Annotated in this window: 24 protein-coding genes; 16 read left to right on the top strand and 8 right to left on the bottom strand. The window is 61.9% G+C overall.

Features of this window, described 5'->3' with window-relative positions:
- Positions 1-6: 6 nt before the first annotated feature.
- The 3 genes from PXK07_RS13180 to PXK07_RS13170 all read left to right on the top strand — a co-directional run bounded on the left by PXK07_RS13180 (position 7) and on the right by PXK07_RS13170 (position 2,651).
- Positions 7-1,254: a class I SAM-dependent RNA methyltransferase gene (locus PXK07_RS13180; protein ID WP_274848785.1), complete on the top strand. Its 1,248-nt coding sequence runs from the start codon at positions 7-9 to the stop codon at positions 1,252-1,254.
- Between the two features lie 30 nt (positions 1,255-1,284).
- The gene (locus PXK07_RS13175; RefSeq protein WP_274848784.1) at positions 1,285-2,070 is read left to right on the top strand and encodes an ion transporter; all 786 of its coding nucleotides are present in this window, start codon (positions 1,285-1,287) and stop codon (positions 2,068-2,070) included.
- A gap of 62 nt (positions 2,071-2,132) precedes the next feature.
- Positions 2,133-2,651 (top strand): L,D-transpeptidase family protein, encoded by a 519-nt coding sequence (locus tag PXK07_RS13170; protein ID WP_274848783.1) that lies wholly within the window; start codon positions 2,133-2,135, stop codon positions 2,649-2,651.
- Positions 2,652-2,698: 47 nt separating this feature from the next.
- On the opposite strand, the gene PXK07_RS13165 is transcribed toward PXK07_RS13170, so the two are convergent.
- Complete coding sequence (locus PXK07_RS13165; RefSeq protein ID WP_274848782.1) at positions 2,699-3,196, bottom strand: CAP domain-containing protein; 498 nt, start codon at positions 3,194-3,196, stop codon at positions 2,699-2,701.
- A gap of 168 nt (positions 3,197-3,364) precedes the next feature.
- Between PXK07_RS13165 and PXK07_RS13160 the strand changes: the two genes are divergently transcribed.
- On the top strand, positions 3,365-3,979 hold the full coding sequence (locus PXK07_RS13160; protein ID WP_274848781.1) for a L,D-transpeptidase: 615 nt from the start codon (positions 3,365-3,367) through the stop codon (positions 3,977-3,979).
- A 138-nt stretch (positions 3,980-4,117) separates the two neighbouring features.
- Positions 4,118-4,300: a hypothetical protein gene (locus tag PXK07_RS13155; protein ID WP_274848780.1), complete on the top strand. Its 183-nt coding sequence runs from the start codon at positions 4,118-4,120 to the stop codon at positions 4,298-4,300.
- A 77-nt stretch (positions 4,301-4,377) separates the two neighbouring features.
- Here the strand turns inward: PXK07_RS13155 and PXK07_RS13150 are convergent, their stop codons facing one another.
- The 3 genes from PXK07_RS13150 to PXK07_RS13140 form a co-directional block, all read right to left on the bottom strand.
- Positions 4,378-7,380 (bottom strand): aminotransferase class III-fold pyridoxal phosphate-dependent enzyme, encoded by a 3,003-nt coding sequence (locus PXK07_RS13150; RefSeq protein WP_274848779.1) that lies wholly within the window; start codon positions 7,378-7,380, stop codon positions 4,378-4,380.
- 70 nt (positions 7,381-7,450) lie between these two features.
- On the bottom strand, positions 7,451-8,512 hold the full coding sequence (gene hemH / locus PXK07_RS13145) for a ferrochelatase (protein WP_274848778.1): 1,062 nt from the start codon (positions 8,510-8,512) through the stop codon (positions 7,451-7,453).
- Between the two features lie 123 nt (positions 8,513-8,635).
- Positions 8,636-9,478, bottom strand: a complete 843-nt coding sequence (locus tag PXK07_RS13140; protein ID WP_274848777.1) for an SAM-dependent methyltransferase — start codon at positions 9,476-9,478, stop codon at positions 8,636-8,638.
- Positions 9,479-9,492: 14 nt separating this feature from the next.
- On the opposite strand from PXK07_RS13140, the gene PXK07_RS13135 reads away from it, so the two are divergent.
- The 5 genes from PXK07_RS13135 (at position 9,493) to PXK07_RS13115 (ending at position 12,632) form a co-directional block, all read left to right on the top strand.
- Positions 9,493-10,221 (top strand): ComF family protein, encoded by a 729-nt coding sequence (locus tag PXK07_RS13135; RefSeq protein WP_274848776.1) that lies wholly within the window; start codon positions 9,493-9,495, stop codon positions 10,219-10,221.
- An 86-nt stretch (positions 10,222-10,307) separates the two neighbouring features.
- Entirely contained in the window at positions 10,308-10,565 is a 258-nt protein-coding gene (grxC, locus tag PXK07_RS13130) for a glutaredoxin 3 (RefSeq protein WP_274848775.1), read from the top strand.
- Between the two features lie 17 nt (positions 10,566-10,582).
- Complete coding sequence (locus PXK07_RS13125) at positions 10,583-11,413, top strand: carbon-nitrogen hydrolase family protein (protein WP_274848774.1); 831 nt, start codon at positions 10,583-10,585, stop codon at positions 11,411-11,413.
- A complete protein-coding gene (locus tag PXK07_RS13120) occupies positions 11,413-11,850 on the top strand; it encodes a MarR family winged helix-turn-helix transcriptional regulator (protein ID WP_274848773.1) in 438 nt (145 codons plus the stop codon). The genes PXK07_RS13125 and PXK07_RS13120 overlap by 1 nt, the downstream gene beginning before the upstream one ends.
- 227 nt (positions 11,851-12,077) lie before the next feature.
- Positions 12,078-12,632, top strand: a complete 555-nt coding sequence (locus PXK07_RS13115; protein WP_274848772.1) for a hypothetical protein — start codon at positions 12,078-12,080, stop codon at positions 12,630-12,632.
- A 320-nt stretch (positions 12,633-12,952) separates the two neighbouring features.
- Here PXK07_RS13115 and ubiG read toward each other — a convergent pair whose 3' ends face one another.
- Positions 12,953-13,699, bottom strand: coding sequence for a bifunctional 2-polyprenyl-6-hydroxyphenol methylase/3-demethylubiquinol 3-O-methyltransferase UbiG (gene ubiG / locus PXK07_RS13110; protein ID WP_274848771.1), 747 nt, complete (start codon positions 13,697-13,699; stop codon positions 12,953-12,955).
- Positions 13,700-13,748: 49 nt separating this feature from the next.
- On the opposite strand from ubiG, the gene pip reads away from it, so the two are divergent.
- The 6 genes from pip (at position 13,749) to infB (ending at position 21,134) form a co-directional block, all read left to right on the top strand.
- Positions 13,749-14,729 (top strand): prolyl aminopeptidase, encoded by a 981-nt coding sequence (pip, locus tag PXK07_RS13105; RefSeq protein WP_274848770.1) that lies wholly within the window; start codon positions 13,749-13,751, stop codon positions 14,727-14,729.
- A complete protein-coding gene (locus tag PXK07_RS13100; RefSeq protein WP_274848769.1) occupies positions 14,726-15,571 on the top strand; it encodes an ABC transporter substrate-binding protein in 846 nt (281 codons plus the stop codon). The genes pip and PXK07_RS13100 overlap by 4 nt, the downstream gene beginning before the upstream one ends.
- 164 nt (positions 15,572-15,735) lie before the next feature.
- Positions 15,736-16,353: a ribosome maturation factor RimP gene (gene rimP, locus PXK07_RS13095; RefSeq protein ID WP_274848768.1), complete on the top strand. Its 618-nt coding sequence runs from the start codon at positions 15,736-15,738 to the stop codon at positions 16,351-16,353.
- Positions 16,353-17,981 carry a transcription termination factor NusA gene (nusA, locus tag PXK07_RS13090; protein WP_274848766.1) on the top strand — a complete coding sequence of 543 codons (1,629 nt, stop codon included), beginning with the start codon at positions 16,353-16,355 and terminating at the stop codon, positions 17,979-17,981. Before rimP ends, nusA begins: the two co-directional genes overlap by 1 nt.
- A gap of 31 nt (positions 17,982-18,012) precedes the next feature.
- Positions 18,013-18,633, top strand: a complete 621-nt coding sequence (locus PXK07_RS13085) for an RNA-binding protein (protein WP_274848765.1) — start codon at positions 18,013-18,015, stop codon at positions 18,631-18,633.
- Positions 18,634-18,641: 8 nt separating this feature from the next.
- Positions 18,642-21,134: a translation initiation factor IF-2 gene (infB, locus tag PXK07_RS13080; protein WP_274848764.1), complete on the top strand. Its 2,493-nt coding sequence runs from the start codon at positions 18,642-18,644 to the stop codon at positions 21,132-21,134.
- Between the two features lie 512 nt (positions 21,135-21,646).
- On the opposite strand, the gene mutT is transcribed toward infB, so the two are convergent.
- The 3 genes from mutT to PXK07_RS13065 are packed head-to-tail and all read right to left on the bottom strand — an operon-like array spanning position 21,647 to position 24,124.
- Positions 21,647-22,045, bottom strand: a complete 399-nt coding sequence (gene mutT / locus PXK07_RS13075; protein WP_274848763.1) for an 8-oxo-dGTP diphosphatase MutT — start codon at positions 22,043-22,045, stop codon at positions 21,647-21,649.
- Positions 22,042-23,268: a bifunctional glutamate N-acetyltransferase/amino-acid acetyltransferase ArgJ gene (gene argJ / locus PXK07_RS13070; RefSeq protein ID WP_274848762.1), complete on the bottom strand. Its 1,227-nt coding sequence runs from the start codon at positions 23,266-23,268 to the stop codon at positions 22,042-22,044. Before argJ ends, mutT begins: the two co-directional genes overlap by 4 nt.
- Positions 23,269-23,272: 4 nt before the next feature.
- Entirely contained in the window at positions 23,273-24,124 is an 852-nt protein-coding gene (locus tag PXK07_RS13065) for a peptidylprolyl isomerase (RefSeq protein ID WP_274848761.1), read from the bottom strand.
- Between the last annotated feature and the right edge of the window lie 2 nt (positions 24,125-24,126).

The raw sequence follows: 24,126 nt of genomic DNA, 5'->3' as shown, positions 1-24,126 counted from the left end.
GGCCCCATGACAGACGCAGCCAGAACCACAGCTACGATCCTGCGCCTTGGTGCGCAGGGGGACGGGGTCGCCGAAGGCCCGCTTTTTGCCCCCCGCACCCTGCCGGGTGAGGTCATCAGCGGTGTTGCCAGCGGCAGCCAGCTGACCGACATCCGTATCGAAACCCCGTCCGAGGCGCGCGTGCAGGCGCCCTGCCGCCACTACAAATCCTGCGGTGGCTGCCAGTTGCAGCACGCAAGCGATGGCTTCGTCGCGGGTTGGAAGGTCGAGGTGGTTCGAAACGCGCTGAAGGCGCAGGGGCTGGAGGCCGACTTCCGCCCCATCCATACCTCGCCTGCCCAGAGCCGCCGCCGCGCCACCCTGACCGTGCGCCGCACCAAGAAGGGCGCGATGGCGGGCTTTCATGGCCGCGCATCCGACGTGATCACCCCGATCCCCGACTGTCACCTGCTGGATCCTGCGCTGATCCGCGCGATCCCCCTGGCCGAGGAGCTTGCCCTTGCCGGGGCCAGCCGCAAGACGCCCCTGTCGGTGACGCTGACCACCTCCGAGGTGGGTCTTGATGTGATGGTGCGCGATGGCAAGCCGCTGGATGGCCCCCTGCGGGTGGAGCTGGCGCGCATTGCCGGGCAGAACGGCGTTGCGCGCCTCACCTGGGAAGACGAACAGGTCGCGATGGAACAGCCCCCGGTGCAGGCCTTTGGCATGGCGCGCGTCTGCCCGCCGCCGGGATCGTTTCTACAGGCGACCAGGGATGGCGAGGCAGCCCTGTTGGCGGCTGTGCAGGAAATCACCAAGGGGGCCAAACGCATCGTCGATCTTTTTGCAGGCTGTGGCACCTTTTCGCTGCCGCTTGCCAAGGAGGCCGAGGTGCATGCGGTCGAGGGCGAGCGCGAGATGATCGCGGCACTGGATGCGGGCTGGCGACGGGCGCAGGGGCTGAAGAAGGTCACCAGCGAGGTGCGGGATCTGTTCCGAAACCCGCTATTGCCGGAAGATCTCAACCCCTTTGGAGCCCATTTCGAGGCCGCGGTGATCGACCCGCCCCGCGCGGGCGGTGAGGCGCAGGTGGCAGAACTGGCCAAGGCCAGAACGCCGGTGATCGCCTATGTGTCCTGCAATCCGGTGACCTTTGCGCGCGATGCCAAGGCGCTGGTGGAGGCCGGATATCGGCTGAACTGGGTGCAGGTTGTGGATCAGTTCCGCTGGTCCGCCCATACGGAGCTGGCCGCCAGCTTCACCCTCAATTCCTGAATAGCAAATGCACGTGGAGTGACCACCGCAATGGATACCCTTCGCAAGATCCTCGACAGCGCTCGTTTCAGCCGGTTCATCACGGCGGTCATCCTGATCAATGCCGTGACGCTGGGCATGGAGACCTCTCCGGCGATCATGGAGCGGGTGGGTGCGCTGATTCTGCTGATCGACAAGATCTGCCTGTCGATCTTTGTGGCCGAGATCCTGGCCAAGCTGATCGTGGCGCGGCATCGGTTTTTCCTCAGCGGCTGGAACATCTTTGATTTCGTGATCGTCGGCATTGCGCTGATCCCGTCGGCGCAGGGTGTCTCTGTCTTGCGGGCGCTCAGGATCCTGCGGGTCTTGCGGGTGATTTCGGTCGCGCCGCGCCTGCGCCGGGTGGTCGAAGGCTTTATCACCGCCCTGCCGGGGATGGGGTCGGTCTTCCTTCTGATGGCGATTATCTTCTACATCGGCGCGGTGATGGCGACGAAACTGTTCGGAGACAGCTTCCCGGAATGGTTCGGCAACCTTGGCCAAAGCGCCTATTCCCTGTTCCAGATCATGACGCTGGAAAGCTGGTCGATGGGGATCGTGCGCCCGGTGATGGAGGTCTACCCCTACGCCTGGGCCTTCTTCGTGCCCTTCATCATGGTTACCACCTTTGCGGTGGTGAACCTTCTGGTCGGTCTCATTGTCAACTCGATGCAGGATGCCCATGCGGAAGAAGACAACGTGCGCACCGACGCCTATCGGGACGAGGTGCTGTCCCGGTTGGAGGCGATCGAACGGCGGCTGACGGAAACCTCCGCAGACCGGCATGCAAATAAGTGATTTTGCCAAGGCCGTGAATCGGGTTATTTTCGACGCAGGCAGGCATAAGAGCGGAATCGGACATGGACAGGCGTCAATTTGGCCTTGGGGCGGCATCTACCTTCGCTTTGGCGGGATGCAGTCAGACCGACAGCAAGTTCAAAACCTATAATGGGCCGGAAGTGACCTCGATCGTGGTCAACAAGGGCGCGCGCAGGATGTACCTTCTGAACAATGAAGAGGTGCTGCGCGAATATGAGGTGGATCTGGGTTTTGCCCCGGAAGGCCCAAAGCAGATCGAGGGCGACGGTAAAACGCCCGAAGGCACCTACCTGATCGACCGCCGCAATCCCAACAGCAGTTTCCATCTGTCGGTGGGCATATCTTATCCGAACAGGGCCGATATGGCCCATGCCCAGTCACTGGGGAAAAAGCCGGGCGGCGAGATCTTCATTCACGGAGAGCCAAACGACCGCAAGGACCGCAAGCGGGCCGAACGGGTAAGGGACTGGACCGCGGGATGCATCGCGGTGAAGAATCACGAGATCGAAGAGGTCTATGCCATGGTGCAGACCGGCACGCTGATTTCCTTGCGGCCCTGACGCCTATTCGGCATGGCCTTGGGGTAGGGGGTCTGGGTGAAGGCCTGTCAGTTGCCCATCACCAGCGTCCACCACAGCTTGCCATTGGACTCCTGGAACCAGGAAAAGCCCATGTTGGTGGCCTTGGGATCCAGAATCACCGCCCGTGTGCCACGGTCTTCCATCCAGGCGGTCAGGGTCTGCAGCTCGTTCTCATAGGTTTCTGAAATCGCCTCTCCCAGAAGCGTGCCGGGATATCCCGTGCGCGCCACCCGGTCCAGGGGCGAGGATCCATCCGACCCGAAATGCCAGGGGCGATTCTGCACGGACATGTCGCGGGAATGTGTCGCGGCGGCGGCGTTCAACTGGGCGTTCAACTGGACCGGCGCGGCAGAGGCGGCCTGCCGCAGGGCATTGATCGAATCGAGCATGCGAACCTGCACCTTGTCGGCGTTGCGGATGCGGTAGATCTGTCCACTTCCGCCTTCTCCGCTTTGCGGGACCGGAGTACAGGCGGCGGCAAGTGTCACTAGGGCAGCGGCCAGGATCAGAAATACGCGCGTCATCATGCTTCTCGCTCAAAGTCACAGTGCCATGTCACTTAGCGCTCCTGTGGCATGGGTGCAAACCTGAGCGCGGCATTCGGTGCCCCGATCCGCTGGTTTGATTTGCGACTGAGGCTTTCCAGCCATATTATGGCGCAAGTTTTGATGTTCTGTGCAGGATAGAATTCCATGAGTCATCTGTTTGATAACCCATCCCGGCGCGCATTTCTGGCCGGTTCGGCCGCGCTGCTGTCGTCTCCGGCCCTGGCAGAGGAGAAGGCGGAAGATCAGGAGGTTGCCTATGATCCCCTGCGCCCGCCGCCAGAGCCCGAACCCCCGGTCAAGCGCAATATCTCTTCTTTCCGGGCCAAGGACTGGCGGCCCTATTTCGACAATCTGCGCAAGGGGGCGATTCTCGTCGATATCGACAGCCGCGCTTTGCACTATTGGTCCGAAGATGAATCGGTCTATCGGCTGTTTCCCTCCTCCGTACCCCTGTCCGACGATCTGACCCGCCGCGGCCGTACCCAGGTCATTCGCAAGGTCGATGGCCCCAGCTGGGCGCCAACGCCGAACATGCTCAAGCGAAATCCCGAATGGCCCAAGTACATCCCGCCCGGCCCGGACAACCCGCTGGGCTCACATGCCTTGTACCTGAGCTGGAAGTTTTACCGCATTCACGGCACCCACGATACGCGCAAGATTGGCCGCAAGTCGTCCAATGGCTGCATCGGTCTTTACAACGAGCACATCGCTCAACTGTTCGAAATGACCAAGGTGGGCACCCAAGTGTTGCTTATTTGACGACATTTCTGCACCTGCGCGGCGTCCTGTGGAAACAAGCATTTGCATTCCCAGAGGTTAGCTGTTTAGAAAAAAATACGAGATATGTCTTGGGTGCGTTGGGCATAGGTATGCTTGGCGCGAATTCTGGAGGTTAACATGAAAAAACTCGTTATCGCTGCTGCTCTGACCGCTGCTGCTTCCACTGCTTCTGCCGGCAACCTGGCAGAGCCCGTCATCGAAGCACCGGTGATCGTTGAGCAGGCCGAAAGCTCGTCTTCCGGCGTCCTGCTGCCGCTGCTGCTGCTGCTTCTGGTTGGCGCAGCTGTCGCAAGCAACTAATTGCTTCTTACAAGATTTAAAAAGGCGGTGGGTTTCCACCGCCTTTTTTATTTGTCCCCTACCCGGCGCAGATCCCTTTAGGACAGCGCAACCTCGTCCAGAATCAGGTCCAGGCTGTGAAGAAGCATCTCCACGTCCTCGGCGTCGATGGTCAGAGGCGGGCGGATCTTCAGGATGTTGTCCTTTGGGCCTTCGCTGCCGATCAGGATCCGCTGATCGCGCATCCGATTCTTGACGTAGGAACAGATCGCGCTGGCTTCACTGCCATCTGCCTCGATCAGCTCGACCCCCAGGAACAGCCCCATGCCGCGCACATCCCCGACGCAGGGATGTTTTTCTTCCAGTGCTTTCAGACCGGCCAGCAGGCGCTCGCCCATCAGCTTGGCGTTCTGCTGCAGTGCTTCGTCATCGACGATATCCAGCACCTCCTTGCCGATGCGGCAGGACAGGGTGGAGCCGCCGAAGGTGGAGAAGAACTCGGGCCCCTTGGCAAAGCTGTCCGCAATGGCGCGACTGGTGACCAGCACGCCCAGGGGGTGCCCGTTGCCAATGGGTTTGCCCATGACCACGATATCGGGCAACGCCCCCTGGTGTTCAAAGCCGAAGTAATAATCGCCAAGGCGCCCCAGACCGGTCTGCACCTCATCGGCAATGCAGACGCCACCGGCGGCGCGGATCTTTTCATAGACCGCTGGCAGGTATCCCTTGGGCGGGATGATCTGACCGCCGACCGAGGGGAAGGTTTCGGCGATGAACCCGGCCAGCCCGTGGCCCTTGTCCTGCAGGCGCTTGATCGCCGGGTCCACCAGATCCGCGAACTTCTGCGCGCGATCCGGGTCGTCGCGTTTGAAGCTGCCGCGATAGTCGTCGGCGACCTCGACCAGCTCCACCCAGTCTGACGGGCCGACGCCGCCCGGCGCGTTGAACTTATAGGCCGAGATATCAACCGCGCCGGTGGTATTGCCGTGATAGCCATGATCCGGCGTCACCATCCCCTTGGCGCCGCTATGGGCGCGCGCCAGCCGCAGGGCCAGCTCGTTCGCCTCGGTGCCGGAGTTGACGAAGAAGCAGACCTCGAAGGGCGCGGGCAGTTTCGACAGGATCTTTTCGGCAAAGGCGACCTGCGCGGGGTGCAGGTAGCGGGTGTTGGAGTTCATCCGCTTCAGCTGATCCGCCGCCACCGCCTGAATGCGCGGATGGGCGTGGCCGACGTGGGGCACGTTGTTATAGGCATCAAGGTACGGCCTGCCCCATTCGTCGAATAGATGATGCTTCCAGCCGCGCAGCAGCATCACCGGATCGGAATAGGTGAGGCTGAGGTTGCCGCCAAAATGCGCGCGGCGCCCTTTCAGGACTTCCGCTTTATCTGTTGGCTGATAGCAGGTCTTGCCGTCGGGCAGGTTCATCAGCGCTGCCGGGTTGGGGCAGATCGCGTGCCAGAGGTACATTTCATCTGGATCCCCCACACCGGGCCAGTCGGCCTCGATCCCATCGGTGGTCATCGCCAGCTGGAAATGCACATGCGGCGCCCAGCCGCCGTTCTGGGTGGCATCGCCAAGGCGGCAGAAGGCTTCACCCTTGGCCACGTGGTCACCGGGTTTCAGCCGGTCGCAGCACTCCGGATCCAGGTGGCCGTAAAGGGTATAGAAGGCATCCCCCGCCGGGGTTTCATGGCGCAGGATGATGGTGCCGCCGTAATCCAGATGATGCGCGCGGTTCTCGACGATGAAGACCTCACCCGCCAATGGCGCATAAAGCGGTTCCCCCGCAGGCGCAAAGCCATCGACCCCCAGATGCACCGTGCGCCGGTTGCTGGCCTTCCAGCGCCCCTTGCGGAAGGCAGGTGCAGTGTAGATCAGCCGCGGTTCGTTGTAATAGCCCAACCAGATGCCGCTGCCGTATTCCTCGCCCACGCGGGCGGCTTCCTCCAGCGGCATGTCGAATGGGTTTTGCGGCCAGGTGGAATTCTCGACAGAGAGCGACCCCATGGGGGCATCCGCCAGATCCGTGCCCATCAGAGGGGCGAAATTGCCACGTTCGGCATCAAGCCATTCAAGAACCCGGTCGGCGCCGTCGACCACCGGAAGACCACAGGCGGCGCGCAGGCGGGCGTTGACCAGCTTGGCGTTCAGGTCATGGCCTTCGAGGAACCGCCAGGCAGGCGCCTGCGAGATGGTTACATAAGGATCGTCAGGGTTCTCGGCCGCCATAAGGGTGGAGTTCACCACCGAAACCGCCAGCCGCATCCGCAAGAGCGGCCAGATCATATCGACCTCTGCCGGGGTCAGTGGATAGGCGGCGTGATAGCCGGAAACCAGCGCAGCCAAAGCGGCCTCGGGTTCGGGGTGATCCAGCACGATATAGGCCGCCGCAATCGCCAGATCGCAGATGCGCGGCGCACGGCACATATCGCCAAGGTCAATCAGGCCCGAGACCCGGCGCGGTTCACTCAGGCTTCCGGCGACGATGATGTTGTAGTCATTGGCATCATTGTGGATCGCCTGCATCGGAAGCACGGATAGGGCTGGGTGCAGATCGGAAAAGCTGGCGTTGATCTCATCCAGCAGGGCGCGGCGAACAGGTTCGGTGATGCAGTCCAGATCGTCGGCAATCCAGCCCGCCTGCATCAGGTTCCATTTGAAATCGCGTTCAAGACCGCTGTGTTGGAAATCCGCCAGGGCCTTGTCCGTGCGGCCCAGAACCTCTCCCACCTCGTGGATCAGGGCAGCGCTTTTGGGCGCGGCCTTGGCATAGCAGCGACCGGGCAGTTCGTTGATCACCCAGAGCAGTCGCTCGGCGCCGCTTTCATCGGCAATGGGCAGCATCGCGGCGCCATTGCCGCTGCGGATCACACGGGGGCAGGGCAGATCCGGTGCAACGCTTGCGATATGATCAAGCGCCTGCACCTGCAGATCGACGAGCTGTTCCGCGCAGCCCGGACGCATCGCCTTGACGATATAGCCGGTCCCATCCGCTGTGCGGGCCAGGAAGTTCAGATCGTATTCCCCATCAAGGCGCGTCAGCTCCGCCTCGATCCCCCAATGCGCCGCCAAGGCGGCTGCCCAATGTCCTTTGGTCATGAACTCTCCCCGATCCGCCGCTTTGGCGGCAACCCTGATTTTGGATCCTATTTGGACCGGGGAGGGGAGGTTAGTCCAGCCAGCCTTTCAAGTTCTGTTCGATCACACCGGCAAGTGCCGCGATGTGGTCATCATCATCGTTCAGGCAGGGGATATAGAGGAAGTCTTCGCCGCCAGCCTCTTCGAAGCTTTCCTTGATCTCCTCGTTGATCTCTTCCAGCGTTTCGATGCAGTCGGCAGAAAAGGCTGGGGCGATTACGGCGATGTTCTTCTTGCCTTCCTTGGCGAGCGTCGCGACGTGGTCGACGGTATAGGGTTTCAGCCACTCCTCGGGTCCAAAGACCGACTGGAAGGTCGTCGTGATCTCGGTGTCCGCCCAGCCCAGGCGCTCCTTCAGGAGGCGCGTCGTTTTCTGGCACTGGCAGTGGTAGGGATCGCCCTGCATCAGATAGCGTTTCGGCATCCCGTGGTAGGAAACCACCAGGATATCCGGGCGTTTTTCGGCCTTGGCATAGGCCTCTTCGACGGAACGCGCCAGCGCATCGATATAGGCGGGCTCGTCGAAATAGGCGGGGATGGTGCGGGCGGCGGGTTGCCAGGTCTCTTCCATCAGGGCACGGAAGAACTGGTCATTCGCGGTGCCCGAGGTTGCGCCTGCATATTGCGGATAAAGCGGCACGAACAGGATCTTCTGGCAGCCGGCCTTCACCATTTCCTGCACCTTGGACTTGGTGGAGGGGTTGCCATAGCGCATGCAGAAATCGACCATGACCTGATCGCCGTAACGGTCCGCCATCACCGATGCCATCTTGGCGGTCTGCTCCTTGGTGATGGTCATCAGCGGGCTTTCGCCCTTGTCATGGTTCCAGATGGATTTATACGCCTCGCCCGAGCTGAACGGGCGTTTTGTCAGGATGATGAGCTGCAGCAGCGGCTGCCACTTCCAGGCGGGGTAGTCGATCACCCGCTTGTCCGACAGGAACTCGCTTAGGTAGCGGCGCATGGGCCAGTAGCTGTAATCGTCCGGCGTGCCGAGGTTCGCCAGCAGGATCCCCACCTTCTGCGGCATCACCTTGGGGTGGTCGGCAGAGGCGTGGACGGGGCATTTGGCGGTCGAGGTCGAATCCAGCATTTCGGTGTCCTGTGCGGTTGGCATCTTTTGGTGCGGTGGAACAATAAGGGCATACGCAGGCAAAGACCAATCGGATCACATTTACGTAGCCAGAGTGTTTTTCTATCAGGCGCCCGGTCCGGGCTAGTCGGGCAGTTTCGTTTCCGGCACCCGCAAGGCATCGGCAAGCCGCATCTGGGCCGATCCGGGGCGCAGGGGTTTCTGCTGGCTCTCGGAGGGGGACCAGCCGGTGAGGCAGATCAGCTCGAAACTGGCGGGCAGGCGGCCTTCGTCAGTTTCAAAGTGGTCGCGGTAGATCTCTTCGGCGCGGCTGAACAGGCGACGCGGGACGGGGCGGCGCAGGCGGGCTTCCAGCGCGTTGCCTTCTCCCATGGCGCGCAGCTCGTGCATCAGGTGCCTGAGGTCCCGGTATTCTGCCGTCAGCGGCACCACATCGGCCACCGGCAGGGCAAAGCCTGCGCGTTGCAACAGGGCGCCCAGATCGCGCACCTCGCCCATCGGGGCGATTCGCGGTGACAGGCCGCCCAGAACCTCTGATTCGGCTCCGGCGAGGGCCACGCGTAGCTCTTGCAGGGTCTGCCCGCCCAAAAGAACGGTCAGCAAAAGCCCGTCTTCCTTCAGGGCGCGGCGGCATTGGATCAACTGACCCACCGGATCGTTGGCCCAGTGTAAGCCCATGGAATGGATGACAACATCATGCGCGCCGGGTTCAAGATCCAGCACATCGTCGTCGGGGACCAGCTTCGCGCCGGACAGGGGGCCGGGCCGATCGTCCTCCCAAAGCTCCGCAAAAGGAGTCACTATGGCGGGAGCCGTAAAGACTCTGTTAACCATGTCGAGCCGATCCTCGATCTCGTTCCTGGCCATTTCGTGCAGGAACAGGGCCCCTAGCTGCCGCCGGGCTCGATTTGCTGCCAATGCCTTCCTGTCAAACAGCTTCGGCTGTGCGGTGGGAGTGTGCGTCATGGGGGGATACTTATATGTTGCATGCGCGGTTTCAAACCGCTGTTTCACTGGTCTATCCGCCGCAGTGTCTGGGCTGCGGAACGCTGGTCGATCAGGAACCGGGCCTGTGTGGATCCTGCTGGAGCGATACGGAGTTCACCTCTGGCACCGTCTGCGAGGGCTGCGGGGTGCCGCTGCCAGGGGAATGCGATGGGTTTCGGGTCGAATGCGACGACTGCATGGTCCATCCGCGGCCCTGGAGCCAGGGACGATCTGCGCTGATCTACGGCGGCAAGGCCCGCGAGCTGGTGCTGGCGCTGAAACACGGGGATCGGATGGATATCGCCGCGCATGCTGCGGGTTGGATGGCGCGGGCGGCCTTGCCGCTGTTGCGGGACAACCCGCTGGTCTGCCCGGTGCCGTTGCATTGGCGCCGTCTGTTGAAACGCCGTTACAATCAATCCGCCCTTCTGGCAGAGGCGCTGGCAAACCGGACAGGCCTGGAGTACTGGCCGGATCTTCTGCGCCGGGGGCGCAAGACTCCCTCCTTGGACGGCAGGTCTCGCACCGAACGCTTTGAACTGCTGGCCGAGGCGATCCAGCTGCCCGCGCGCCACAATGCACAGGTCAGGGGGCGCTGCGTTCTTCTGGTGGATGATGTGATGACATCCGGGGCGACCCTGTCGGCCTGCACGGATGCCTGTCTGCGCGCCGGGGCTTCCGAGGTGCGCGTCGTGGTTCTGGCCCGCGTCACGCGTGCGTGATCGCAGCGGTTTGCCGGGTGGCAATGATTGCATTGCGTCCCCATATCGCCGACAAACGCGAAAATCGGAATGTTTTGGAGACCTCTATGAAACCGGTGGAAATCTACACCTCGCCCCTGTGCGGCTTTTGCCACGCTGCAAAACGGCTTTTGAAACAGAAGGGTGTGACCTTTTCCGAGGTCGACGTTATGATGAACCCCGGCCGCAAACCCGAGATGATCCAGCGTGCAAACGGGGGCCGCACCGTGCCGCAGATCTTCATCGGAGAGACCCATGTGGGCGGCTGTGACGATCTTTATGCGCTGGAGCAGGCCGGTAAACTGGACGCGCTTCTGGCCGACTGACCCAGGAGACCCGCCCCATGCGCGCCGCGCTGCTGCAGATGACATCAAGCGACGATCCCGCCGAAAACCTCGACACGGTGCGGCGGATGATGGGGGACGCCGTGGCAAAAGGGGCGGGGTTCATATTGACCCCCGAGGTCACCAATTGCCTGTCGACCAGCCGCAGCCATCAGAAGGCTATTCTGTGCCACGAGGAAGACGATCCGACCCTTGCCGCCCTGCGGGATGAAGCCGCAAAGCTTGGGGTCTGGCTGCTGATCGGCTCGCTTGGCGTGAAGACTCATGATGCGGACGGGCGATTTGCCAATCGCCAGTTCCTGATCTCGCCGGAGGGAGAGATCACCGCGCGTTATGACAAGATCCACATGTTTGATGTGGAGATGACGCCCGAGGAAACCTACCGCGAATCCGATGGCTACCGTCCCGGCACCCGCGCGGTTGTGGCGGATACGCCTTTTGCCAGGATCGGGATGACCATCTGCTACGATGTGCGCTTTCCCCATCTTCACCGGGCGCTGGCAAAGGGCGGGGCTCAGATCCTGACCGCTCCGGCGGCGTTTTCGCATGTGACCGGCGCGGCCCATTGGCACGCGCTTCTGCAAGCCCGCGCGATCGAGACGGGCTGTTATGTTCTGGCGCCTGCCCAGACCGGCACTCACAAGGCCAGCCGGGGGGCCGCACGCCGCACATATGGGCATTCTTTGATCGTGGCGCCCTGGGGAGAGATCCTGGCCGATGCGGGTACCGATCCGGGGATTGTCTGCGTTGATCTCGACATGGGAAAAGTGGCACAAGCACGCAAACGTGTTCCTGCGCTCACCCATGACCGAGAGTTCGACGGACCCTGATGGAAGAATCACATGCCCTGGCCGTTTCGCTGTTCAGCGAAATCCTGATGGCCGAACAACTGGCCAAGTCACGGCTGGGCAAGGCCTTGCCCAAGGGAATGGAACTGTCGCATTTCTCGGTGCTGAACCATCTGGCGCGTGCCGGGCTGGAGCGGTCGCCTGCACAATTGGCCAAGGCCTTCCACGTCACCCGCGGCGCCATGACAAATACGCTGAACAAGCTTGAAGTGGCGGGATATGTGCACATCCGCCCCGACTGGGACGATGCCCGCCGCAAGATGGTGGCGATCAGCCCCGCCGGTCGTCAAGCCCGCGATGCGGCTTTAGCCAGCATCGTGCCGGTGATCTCCGAAGTGGTGGAAGAACTGGGTGGCGACCGCGTCCGTGCCGCCCTTCCGATCCTGAGAGAGCTGCGCGCCAAGCTGGAAGACGATTGATCGGCGCATTGGCGTAGGATCAATGGGTCCTGAGCCTAGGGCCATGTGTTCCAGAAAAGAGTGCGATGTGGGATCGTGTTGGAAAGCGATCACCACAGCGCGGGCGCTATAACCGTGAATACTCTGCGTCTCAGTGTTCTTGATGATTTTCGGCTGGGGGTCGAAAGGGTAGGTTCGATACCGAAAACAATGAACCGTTCATGTGAAGTCATTGGAGATCATTCGTCTTGCAGCTTGTCAAAACGCTTCTGCTATTGTTGTCGGCTATTGTCGGCGCTCCATTTGTTGCAGCGTCAATTGTATCCGCCGAAGGTGTTTCCGAGACAAACTACCTTCACATTCCTTTTGAGGAGGCGCTGGTTGCAAGGGGTTTCTATTCCGCTGCAAATCTTGAACGAGAGAGCGCGTTCTTCGATGGAGTGACCATATCTGCGAAGGTGTTGCGGCCGAGAACGGCTAAGAATTCAGTGACCGGTGACGGGGAAGAGATGTCCACAATTTCGATTGGCTTTGATGAAGACATCTGCGTGATTGGAGTGAAGGTAGCAGTCAATACCCGTGGCGTGCGAAATGGCGTTCAAGTCCAGTTTTTGTTCAAGACACGGGATGACGAAGGCGTGGATCGTGAAACGAGGTGGCCGGCTGGTGGGACAACTTTGCAATCATTTAGGAGTGATAGTTTTGCGTCGCGTTTCGCCGCGGTCGATATTTCCGCAGCATCAAACTCAGGATTGGCGATTGGTGATATCCTGGCCCTGCGCTGTCCTATGGCATTGTCTTAGATCGCGTAGGCAACGGTCTAGGATGACAAGACGTTAGTGAGCACTGCTGCGCCAGAAAAAAGGGACGCCTCAGCTAAGGCGTCCCTTTCTCTATTCATCCCGTCCGGGTCCGTGAGTGGTGACGCGTCTTTGCAGGAAACGTCGAAAAACCTACGGGACAGCATTCACTCGGTTCTGGGCCTGTGCCCGGCGCCGGTTGATAAATCCAACCGAACGGTCAGTGAATACGTCATTCAGCCATGCGGGCCAAGGCACGTAAAAGGATAGAGACCTATCCTTTCGTATAGGATTGGGGTTCTGGGGCCATTCTTTTCTGAGCTTTAGCCGGGTTTCACGCTGGCGGTGACGTAGTTGACCGACAGATCCCGCGGGGAAATCGACCAGCCCCAGGTGACCGGGTTGAAGACGAACCCCTTGCGGTCCACCGGATCCAGCCCTGCCTTGCGCAGGAGGTCGAACAATTCGTCCGGGGTGATGAACTTGTGCCATTCATGGGTGCCGCGTGGCAACCAGCGCATCACCACCTCGGCGCCGAAGATCGCCATCATGTAGCTTTTGGGATTGCGGTTGATGGTCGAACAGATCTGCAGGCCGCCCGGTTTCAGCAGCTCTTGCGTGGCCGTCAGATAGCTCAAGGGGTCGGCCACATGTTCCACCACTTCCATGTTCAGGACCACGTCGAACTGTTCGCCCGCCTCGGCAAGCGCCTCGGCTGTGGTGTGGCGATAATCGATCTCAAGACCGGATTGTTCGGCGTGAATGCGGGCCACCGGCAGGTTCCCGGCGGCGGCATCGGCGCCCACCACCTCGGCCCCCAATCGCGCCATGGGTTCCGACAACAGCCCGCCGCCACAGCCGATGTCCAGCAACCGTAGCCCCTTGAAGGGGTCCGGCTGCGTCAAGTCCCGGCCAAATTCGCCCGCGATCTGGCTGGTGATATAGTCCAGGCGGCAGGGATTGAGCATATGGAGCGGCTTGAACTTGCCATTCGGATCCCACCATTCCGCGGCCATTGCTTCGAATTTGGCGATTTCGGACGGATCTACCGTGGACTGAGGCGCTTGCATTCCTGTCTCCGTGTGTTCTTTTGTACCGATAAGACTAGTTAGGTCAGTAATGGACAAATACTCGGACCAAAAGCGCGCAGTGCAGTATCTTTTTCCTCCGGTCGATGCCTTCGACCAGCGTATGCTGGATGTTGGGCAGGGTCACAGCATCTATGTAGAGCAATCCGGCAACCCCGATGGCATCCCCGTGGTGGTTTGCCACGGCGGGCCGGGTGGCGGCAGCAGCCCGGCGATGCGGCGCTATTTCGATCCCAAGGTCTACCGGGTGATTCTCTTTGATCAGCGCGGCTGTGGCCGCTCGCGCCCGCATGCCTCTTGCGAGAACAACACGACCTGGCATCTGGTGGCCGATATGGAAGAGATCCGGCGCGCGCTGGAGATCGACACATGGCTGTTGTTCGGCGGCAGCTGGGGCGCGACGCTGGCGCTGATCTATGCGCAGACCCACCCGGACCGGGTACAGCGGATGATTCTGCGCGGCGTCTTCCTGATGACCAAAGGTGAGCTGGACTGGTTCTATGGCGGTGGCGCGGGTCGGTTCTGGCCGGAAACTTGGCAGCGCTTCGTCTCGCTGATCCCGGATGCGGAACGCGGCGACATGATCGCGGCCTATAACAGACGGCTGTTCTCTGGCGACGTGAGCGAGGAGATCCGCTTTGGCCGGGCCTGGTCGGCTTGGGAGAACGCGCTGGCCTCGGTCCATTCCAACGGCCATGGCGGCGAAAGCCCCGGCGATTACGCCCGCGCCTTTGCCCGGCTGGAGAATCACTATTTCATCAATGGCGGCTTCCTGGATTTCGACGGTCAGATCCTCGCCAATATGGGGCGGATTTCGCATATCCCCGGGGTCATCGTTCAGGGACGTTATGACATGATCTGCCCGCCGACCTCGGCCTGGCGCCTGAACGAACTGTGGCCAAATGCAGAGTTGAAAATGATCCGCAATGCAGGGCATGCCTTGTCAGAGCCGGGAATCAGCGCCGAACTGGTGCGCACGATGGACCGGATTGCCGAGGAGCTGTTGCCATGACCCGTATCGACCGCCGCGCGCTGTTCACCTCTGGTGCGGCTGCCGCTTTGCTGGCGGCCACGGGAACCTCGCTGGCGGCGGCGCCCCGGTCGGGTGGCGTGCTGCGTCTGGCGGTGCCGCGTCAGGATGGGCTGATGGAGCAGGTGGCGCGCGGGGCGGTGTTCGATACGCTGACCGAGATCGCGCCGGATGGTGTCTTGCGGGCCGAGTTGGCCGAGAGCTGGCACAGCAGCGAGGATGCCCGCAGCTGGTCCTTCGATCTGCGCAGCGACGTGCGGTTTCATGATGACGCGGCCATGACGGCTGCTGATGTGGTCGCCTCGCTGAGTGGACGCGGCATCGACGGCGCCGAGGTTGCGCTGGTGCAGCAGATCGCTGACCACCGGATCGAGATCCAGCTGCAGGCCGCAAACCCGCATCTGCCTTACCTGCTGGCCAATCCCGAACTGGTGATTGCCCCGGCGGGGCAGCGCGATCTGCCGCTGGCGCAGGCGGTGGGCACTGGCTGCTACCGGGTGGAACGCGCGCAGGACGGACGGCACTTCCGTGCCGCCAAGGTTGCGGACCATTACAAGACCGGCCAGGCGGGCTGGGTAGAAAGCATCGAGGTGATCGTGATCCCCGACGCCGCGGTGCGCGCCGAGGCCCTGCGCGATGGCTATGTGGATGTGGCGGCCCTGCCCGCACCCGAAGGGCTGATCGAAAAGGGCGGCTTCCTGTATCATCCCTCGGCCAGCGACATGGCGCTGGCGGCGCGCTCTGACGTGGGCATTCCCCGCACCGTTGGCAGCCGCACAGCCCTGGATGACGGCCGGATTGCCGAACGCTGGTGGCGGATCTGAGCCGGGCGCTGGGCGGTTTCTGAACTTCTCCTTGCAGATTCGCCCCATCACGCGTATATGCCTTGCACAACAGCGGCGCGTTGGGCTCTGGTCCAAAGCTCCACCGGAAATTTCAACGGGCCGCGCGCCCGTTTTTTTGTGTCTGAAAGACAGCTGGAAGCCGAATGACCAACGACCTGATTGCCAAAGCCGCGATTGACCGCCGCCTTGCCGAGATCATCACCCCGGTGATCGAGGATATGGGCTATGAGCTGGTCCGCATCCGGCTGATGTCCGGCAAGACGACGACCCTGCAGATCATGGCCGACAAGCCCGATGGTGGCATCGAGGTGGATGATTGCGCCGAGATCTCGAATGCGGTCAGCGCCGTGCTGGATGTCGAAGACCCGATCCTGGATGCCTATGCGCTGGAGGTTTCCAGCCCTGGCATCGACCGCCCCCTGACGCGCCTCAAGGACTTCGACATGTTCGAAGGCTACGAAGCCAAGCTGGAAACCGCCGAGCTGATCGACGGACGCCGCCGCTTCAAGGGGGAGTTGGCCGGGATCGAGGATGACGAGGTTCTGATCAATATCGAGGAACACGGCGAAACCGTGACCATCGGTCTGAAATTCGACTGGCTGAGCGATGCCAAGCTGGTGCTGACCGACGATCTGATCAAGGAAATGCTGCGCCAGCGCAAGGCCGCCGGCACGCTGAACGAAGATGCTTTTGACGACGTTATCGAAGATACGCCCCTTGAGGGCGAGGTGACCGAAGGGTCCGAAGAGGAGAACAAGTAATGGCCATCACCTCTGCAAACCAGCTTGAGCTGTTGCAAACCGCCGAAGCCGTGGCGCGCGAAAAAATGATCGACCCCGGCCTGGTGGTCGAAGCCATGGAAGAAAGCCTCGCCAGGGCGGCCAAGAGCCGCTACGGCAGCGAGATGGACATCCGCGTGTCCATCGACCGCAAGACCGGCAAGGCGACCTTCACCCGCGTGCGTTCGGTCGTTGCGGATGAGGACCTGGAGAACTACCAGGCCGAGATGACCGTCGAGCAGGCCAAGCAGTACATGGAAAACCCAGCGGTGGGCGACACCTATGTGGAAGAGGTTCCGCCGGTGGAAATGGGCCGTATCGCGGCACAGTCGGCCAAGCAGGTGATCCTGCAGAAGGTGCGCGAAGCAGAGCGTGACCGCCAGTACGAGGAATTCAAGGACCGCGCGGGCTCCATCATCAACGGTCTCGTCAAGCGCGAGGAATTCGGCAACGTCATCGTCGATGTGGGTGCGGGCGAAGCGATTCTGCGCCGCAACGAAAAGATCGGCCGCGAAAGCTACCGCCCGAACGACCGCATCCGCTGCTACATCAAGGACGTGCGCCGCGAGCCGCGCGGCCCGCAGATCTTCCTCAGCCGCACCGCGCCGGAATTCATGGCCGAGCTGTTCAAGATGGAAGTGCCGGAAATCTATGACGGCATCATCGAGATCAAGGCCGTGGCCCGGGATCCCGGTTCGCGCGCCAAGATCGCCGTGATTTCCTATGATGGTTCCATCGACCCCGTCGGCGCCTGTGTCGGTATGCGCGGCAGCCGTGTGCAGGCCGTGGTGAACGAGCTGCAGGGTGAAAAGATCGACATCATCCCGTGGAACGAAGACCAGCCGACTTTCCTGGTGAACGCGCTGCAGCCCGCAGAAGTCACCAAGGTGGTTCTGGACGAAGAGGCCGGCAAGATCGAGGTCGTCGTCCCCGAGGAACAGCTGAGCCTTGCCATCGGCCGCCGCGGTCAGAACGTGCGCCTGGCGTCGCAGCTGACCGGTCTCGACATCGACATCATGACCGAGGAAGAGGAATCGGCGCGCCGCCAGAAGGAATTCGAGGCCCGCACTGCGCTGTTCATGGAAACCCTGGATCTGGACGAGTTCTTTGCCCAGTTGCTCGTCTCCGAAGGCTTCACCAACCTCGAAGAGGTCGGCTACGTCGAGCTGGACGAACTCTTGGTCATCGATGGTGTCGACGAAGGCACCGCCGAGGAGCTGCAGGCCCGCGCCCGCGACTACCTTGAAGCACAGGCCAAGGCCGCCATCGATGCCGCCCGTGCATTGGGCGCCGAGGACAGCCTCATTGACTTTGATGGTCTCACACCCCAGATGGTGGAGGCGCTGGCCAAGGATGGCATCCTGTCGCTTGAGGACTTTGCCACCTGCGCCGACTGGGAACTGGCCGGTGGCTGGACCACCGATGGCGGCGAGCGCATCAAGGACGACGGTATCCTGGAACCCTTCGGCATGTCGCTGGAAGAAGCCCAGGATATGGTGATGACCGCCCGCGTTCTCTTGGGCTGGGTGGACCCCGCCGAGCTGGAGCCGGAAGTCTCTGAAGAAGACGTCGAAGGCGAGGAATCCGAAGAGGAGGGCGCCGGGGCCTGATCCCGGCGGCTTTCTGAAAAGGAGAGACTGAATGGCTCGTGGAGGCGCCGCAAAAGACCGCTCGGACGGTCCGGAGCGCAAGTGCATTGCAACAGGTGAGATCCAACCGAAACAGGGTCTCATCCGCTTTGTGCTGGGTCCGGATGGTCAGGTGGTTGCCGATGTGCTGGGTAAACTGCCCGGTCGTGGCGTTTACGTGACGGCGAGCCGCGCCGCCCTAGGAACGGCGGTCAAGAAGAAGCTCTTCGCCCGTGGGTTCAAGGCCCAGGTGCAGGTTCCCGAAGGGCTGGTGGACGAGGTGGAGCGTCAGGTTCTGCGTCGTCTCGTCGATCTGATCAGCCTGGCGCGCAAGTCGGGCGATGCAGTCGGCGGCTATGAAAAAGTCAAGGATTGGCTGCTAAAGGAAGAGGCATCCGTTCTGATTCAGGCGTCCGATGGATCCGGGCGCGGTAAATCGAAACTGAGTACGCCCCACCGGGGAAAATACATCGGTTGCCTCTCTGCGGATGAGCTGGGGATGGCATTTGGGCGTCAAACTGTGATACATGCGGCGCTTGCCTCTGGTGGACTCAGCAAACGTGTTGTAGAGGAAGCGCAACGATTGCAGGGTTTGCGCGAAATGGTGGGCGGCAAGGGCCGCACGGAAGGATAAAGAGCTTTATGAGCGATAGTGACGGCAAAAAGACGTTGGGTTTGCGTGGCGGTTCCCGGCCTGGGAACGTGAAACAGAGCTTCAGCCATGGGCGGACCAAGAATGTCGTGGTGGAAACCAAGCGCAAGCGCGTTGTGGTTCCCAAGCCGGGTGCGGGTAAGGGGGGCAGCGGTTCCTCTCCTGCGACCGATGGTTCGCGTCGCCCTGCTGGCATCACTGATGCGGAAATGGCCCGCCGCCTGAAGGCGCTGCAGGCCGCCAAGGCCCGCGAGGCCGAAGAGGCCGCGCAGCGCGAGGCCGAGGAAAAGGCCCGCGCCGAAGAGCGTGAGCGCCGCCGCGCCGAACAGGAAGCCAAGGAACGCGAACAGCGCGAAGCCGAGGAAAAAGCCCGTCAAAAGGCCGAAGAGGAAGAGCGCAAGCGCCGCGAAGCCGAAGAAGCGGCCAAGCGTGCTGCTGCCGCACCTGCCGAGGAACCGGCCAAGGCGAAACCCGCAGGCGCCGGTGCCGGTCGTGGTGCGCCCAAGGGTGGCGTTCAGCCCGCGCCGCGCAAAGCGGACCGCGAGCGCGAAGAGCGCGGCCGTGGCGGCAAGGGCCGCGACGAAGGCCGCCGTTCGGGCAAGCTGACCCTGGGCCAGGCCACTGGCGAAGGCGGGCGTCAACGCTCCATGGCCGCGATGAAGCGCAAGCAGGAGCGTGCGCGTCAGAAGGCGATGGGTGGCTCGGTCGAGCGTGAAAAGGTGATCCGCGACGTTCAGCTGCCGGAAACCATCGTGGTCTCCGAACTGGCGAACCGCATGGCGGAACGTGTTGGCGATGTTGTGAAATCGCTCATGCAGATGGGCATGATGGTCACGCAGAACCAGTCCATCGACGCTGACACAGCTGAACTGATCATCGAAGAATTTGGCCACAAGGTTGTCCGTGTGTCCGACTCCGACGTCGAGGACGTCATCAAGGAGGTCGAAGACAAGGAAGAGGACCTGCAGCCGCGTCCGCCGGTGATCACCATCATGGGCCACGTCGACCACGGCAAGACCTCGCTGCTGGATGCGATCCGCGATGCGCGCGTCGTGGCAGGCGAGGCCGGCGGCATCACCCAGCACATCGGTGCCTATCAGGTGAAGACCGAGGGCGGCACCACGCTGACCTTCCTCGACACACCGGGCCACGCGGCCTTTACCTCGATGCGCTCGCGCGGTGCCCAGGTGACGGATATCGTTGTTCTGGTTGTGGCAGCCGATGACTCGGTCATGCCGCAGACCATCGAGGCGATCAACCACGCCAAGGCCGCCGAAGTGCCGATGATCGTGGCGATCAACAAGATCGACAAACCGGCAGCCGACGCCAACAAGGTGCGCGCCGAACTGCTGCAGCACGAGGTGATCGTGGAAGCCATGTCCGGTGAAGTGCAGGACGTGGAAGTCTCTGCCCATACCGGCCAGGGTCTGGACGAGCTGCTCGAAGCCATCGCGCTGCAGGCGGAAATCCTGGAACTGAAGGCCAACCCCGACCGCGCCGCCCAAGGTGCCGTGATCGAGGCGCAGCTGGATGTGGGCCGTGGCCCGGTTGCCACCGTTCTGGTTCAGAACGGCACCCTGCGCCAGGGCGATATCTTCGTCGTGGGAGAGCAATACGGTAAGGTCCGTGCGCTGATCAACGACAAGGGTGATCGCGTCAAGGAAGCCGGCCCCTCGGTTCCGGTCGAGGTTCTCGGTCTCAATGGTACCCCCGAAGCGGGCGATGTGCTGAACGTGACCGAGACCGAAGCCCAGGCGCGCGAGATCGCCGCCTACCGTGAGCAGGCCGCCAAGGACAAGCGCGCTGCCGCCGGTGCCGCGACCACGCTGGAACAGCTGATGGCCAAGGCCAAGGAAGACGAGAACGTATCCGAGCTGCCGATCCTGGTGAAGGCTGACGTGCAGGGGTCTGCCGAGGCGATCGTGCAGGCGATGGAGAAGATCGGCAACGACGAGGTGCGTGTGCGCGTGCTGCACTCGGGCGTCGGCGCCATCACCGAAACCGATATCGGCCTCGCCGAAGCCTCCGGTGCGCCGGTCTTTGGCTTCAACGTGCGTGCCAATGCCTCGGCCCGCAATACCGCCAACCAGAAGGGCGTGGAGATCCGCTATTACTCGGTGATCTATGACCTGGTGGACGATGTGAAGGCGGCGGCCTCTGGCCTGCTGTCGGCCGAGATCAAGGAAAACTTCATCGGTTACGCCACGATCAAGGACGTCTTCAAGGTTTCCAACGTCGGCAAGGTCGCCGGCTGTCTGGTCACCGAAGGTGTTGCCCGCCGCTCGGCCGGTGTGCGCCTGCTGCGTGACAACGTGGTGATCCACGAAGGCACGCTGAAGACGCTGAAGCGTTTCAAGGACGAAGTGTCCGAGGTTCAGTCCGGTCAGGAATGCGGCATGGCCTTCGAGAACTACGAAGATATCCGCGCAGGCGATGTCATCGAGATTTTCGAGCGTCAGGAAGTCGCCCGCCAGCTCGACTGATCGCGCCCGACGCGTTCAACCTGATAGAGAAAGCCCCGGACCTATGGTCCGGGGCTTTTTCATGTGGCAGGAGGGGGGCTTCCCGGGTTTTGCAGCGATGGCGAAGGGCGGCGGCGTCCCTGCCGTGAAAGCGCCCCTTTCAAACGAGTCGAGGGCAGCCGATAGGCTGCCCTCTTTCTCGTGAGTGGTTGGTCTTCGTAGTGCCGTGGACGTGGAGGAAACCGGGGGGCTGAATAATATTGCCCCGCCACGGTAGGAAGTGATGTGCCTGTATGAAACTGCCCCGGACCAGGATGGTTCTGCCAAATTCAGGTCCGTTGCAGCCCTGGTCCTTCTTCAGGGAGACGTTGAGAGAGGTTCACTGCGCGATAGTGTGACCATTTTTTGACAAATTGGTTAACAAACTATTGCCAAACATCTGCGAAACCCACCAATGCTAGTGTTTCTATCGTAAAATCACCCAAGATCAGGTATCAAAACGTGACATGTCGCAAGTGTTGCGGTGGTTCCCCTTACAACCAGTCCCGCAGGATCGGGATCAGGGGAATGTCTGCTGGCGGCATCGGATAGTCGCGCAACTCCTGCGGCCGCGCCCATTTCAGCACCTGGCCTTCGCGGGCCTGGGGAATGCCCTCCCATTTGCGGCAGGCAAACAGCGGCATCAGCAGATGGAAGTCATCATAGCTGTGGCTGGCAAAGGTCAGGGGCGCCAGGCAAGAGGCCCAGGTGTTGATCCCCAGTTCCTCTTCCAGCTCGCGGATCAGGGCTACCTCCGGCGTTTCCCCGGCTTCGACCTTGCCACCGGGAAATTCCCACAGGCCGGCCATGGATTTGCCTTCAGGGCGCTGCGCCAGCAGGATCCGCCCTTCAACGTCGATCAGCGCGACCGCTGAGACGAGGATGGTTTTCATGACCGGTAATCCGCGTTGATGGTGATGTACTGATGGGTCAGATCGCAGGTCCAGACGGTCGCGGAGCCGTCCCCCAGGCCAAGATCGACCTTGATGGTGATCTCGTCCTGCTTCATCTGGGCCGCACCGTCTTCTTCCTTGTAGGAGGAGGCCACCCAGCCCTTTTCGGCCACCAGCACATCGCCGAAGGAGATCGACAGGCGGTCCCGGTCGGCCTCGGCACCGGATTTGCCGATTGCCATCACCACGCGTCCCCAGTTCGGATCTTCACCCGCGATGGCGGTCTTGACCAGCGGAGAGTTGGCAATCGCCATGCCGTGCACCTTGGCCTCGGCATCGGAAACGGCCCCGGTGATCTGGATTTCGACAAACTTGGTGGCGCCTTCGCCATCGCGCACCACCTGGTGGGCCAGATCCATCATCACGGCTTCCAGCGCCTGCGCGAATTCCGCGTTGCCGGTGGCGTCCACGCCAGAGGCCCCCGTGGCGCAGAGCATCAGGCTGTCCGAGGTCGATGTGTCGCTGTCCACGGTGATGCAGTTGAAGCTGCTGTTGCAGATCTCTGCCAGCTGCGCCTGCAGGGCGGCTTGTTCGACCTGGGCATCGGTGAAGATATAGACCAGCATGGTGGCCATATCGGGGGCAATCATGCCGGAGCCTTTGGCGATTCCGGCGATGTTCACGGTCTTTCCGTTGATGGTGACCGTGGCACCGGCGCCCTTGGCAAAGGTGTCGGTGGTCATGATGGCGGCGGCAGCGCGTTCCACCGCGCTTTCGTCCAGCCCGTCGTTCAGCTCTGCGATCTTTGCCACGATCCGCTCATGCGGCAGCGGTTCGCCGATGACACCGGTCGATGCGGTAAAGACACGCGATTGGGGCGCGCCGGTGATCTGGCTGACCGAGGCGACGATTTCGGCCACCGAAGTCTGCCCATAGTGGCCGGTAAAGGCGTTTGAGTTGCCGGAGTTGACCAGAATGGCGGCAGCGCCTGCGGTATCTCCGCCCAGCTTTGCCTGACAGTCCCGCACCGGTGCGGACCGCGTTTTGGAGCGGGTGAAGACGCCCGCAACCGCCGCACCCGGATCCAAAACGGCCAGCATCACATCGGTGCGGTCCTTGTATTTGACGCCTGCCGCGGCGGTGGCAAAACGCACGCCCTTGACCAGGGGCAGATCGGGAAATGCCGCCGGAGCAAGCGGTGAGACGGGCATGGATTTTGCCATTGGATCAGTTCCTTACCAGGCTGAGATCTTTGATGATCGACACGTCCAGGTCTTCGATTTCCGGGCGTTGGATGTTGGCGGCTGCGGTCAAATCGTTGACGCGATCCTCGACCGCGCGGGTGCGCAGTTCCTGTTCCAACTCGCCGCGCACCTCGTCAAAGCTGGGGGCGGCGGATTTGCGCCGTTCGCGTAGCAGAATCACGTGCCAGCCGAATTGAGTCTGTACCGGGTTGGAGATCTGCCCCGAGCGCATGGCCAGCAGCGCCTCTTCGAATTCGGGGACCATGCTGCCAAGGCCAAACCAGCCCAGATCGCCGCCACTGGGGCCGGAGGGGCCGGTGGAATGCGCCTTGGCCATGGTGGCGAAATCGGCGCCGTCGTCTAGCTCTTCCTTGATTTCGCGCGCTTCTTCCTCGGTTTCCAGCAGGATATGCGCGGCGTGGAATTCATCGCCGCCGTTGCCGGTGGAATACTTGCGGTCATAGGCGGCGCGCAGCGCTTCTTCACCCGCGGCGTTCGCCATCACGGTTTCGATCACATCGGCGGCCAGAAGGGCGCGGGATTCGTTCTCGACCGAGAGCTGCACATAATGGGGCACCTCGCCATTGAGCTGCTGTTTCAGCGCGGTCTGCTGGATCAGCTGATCGAGAATCGCGTTGTAGAGCACCTCGTCGGGCAGTTGCTTGTACTGCTGCGGCAGGTTCTCGCGCGCCATGATCATATGGCCCAGGGTGATCTCTTCGCCATTGACCGAAGCCACCACCGTATTGGCATGGGGTGCCGCGAGCGCGGGTGCGGCCAGGGCCATCAGGGCCACCGTCGCGGCGCCTCGCAGAAAAGTGAGACCTTTCAGCATTG

Source organism: Phaeobacter sp. QD34_24, assembly GCF_028890115.1.
Classification (GTDB): domain Bacteria; phylum Pseudomonadota; class Alphaproteobacteria; order Rhodobacterales; family Rhodobacteraceae; genus Phycobacter.
This window is presented reverse-complemented; position numbering and strand designations above follow the sequence as displayed.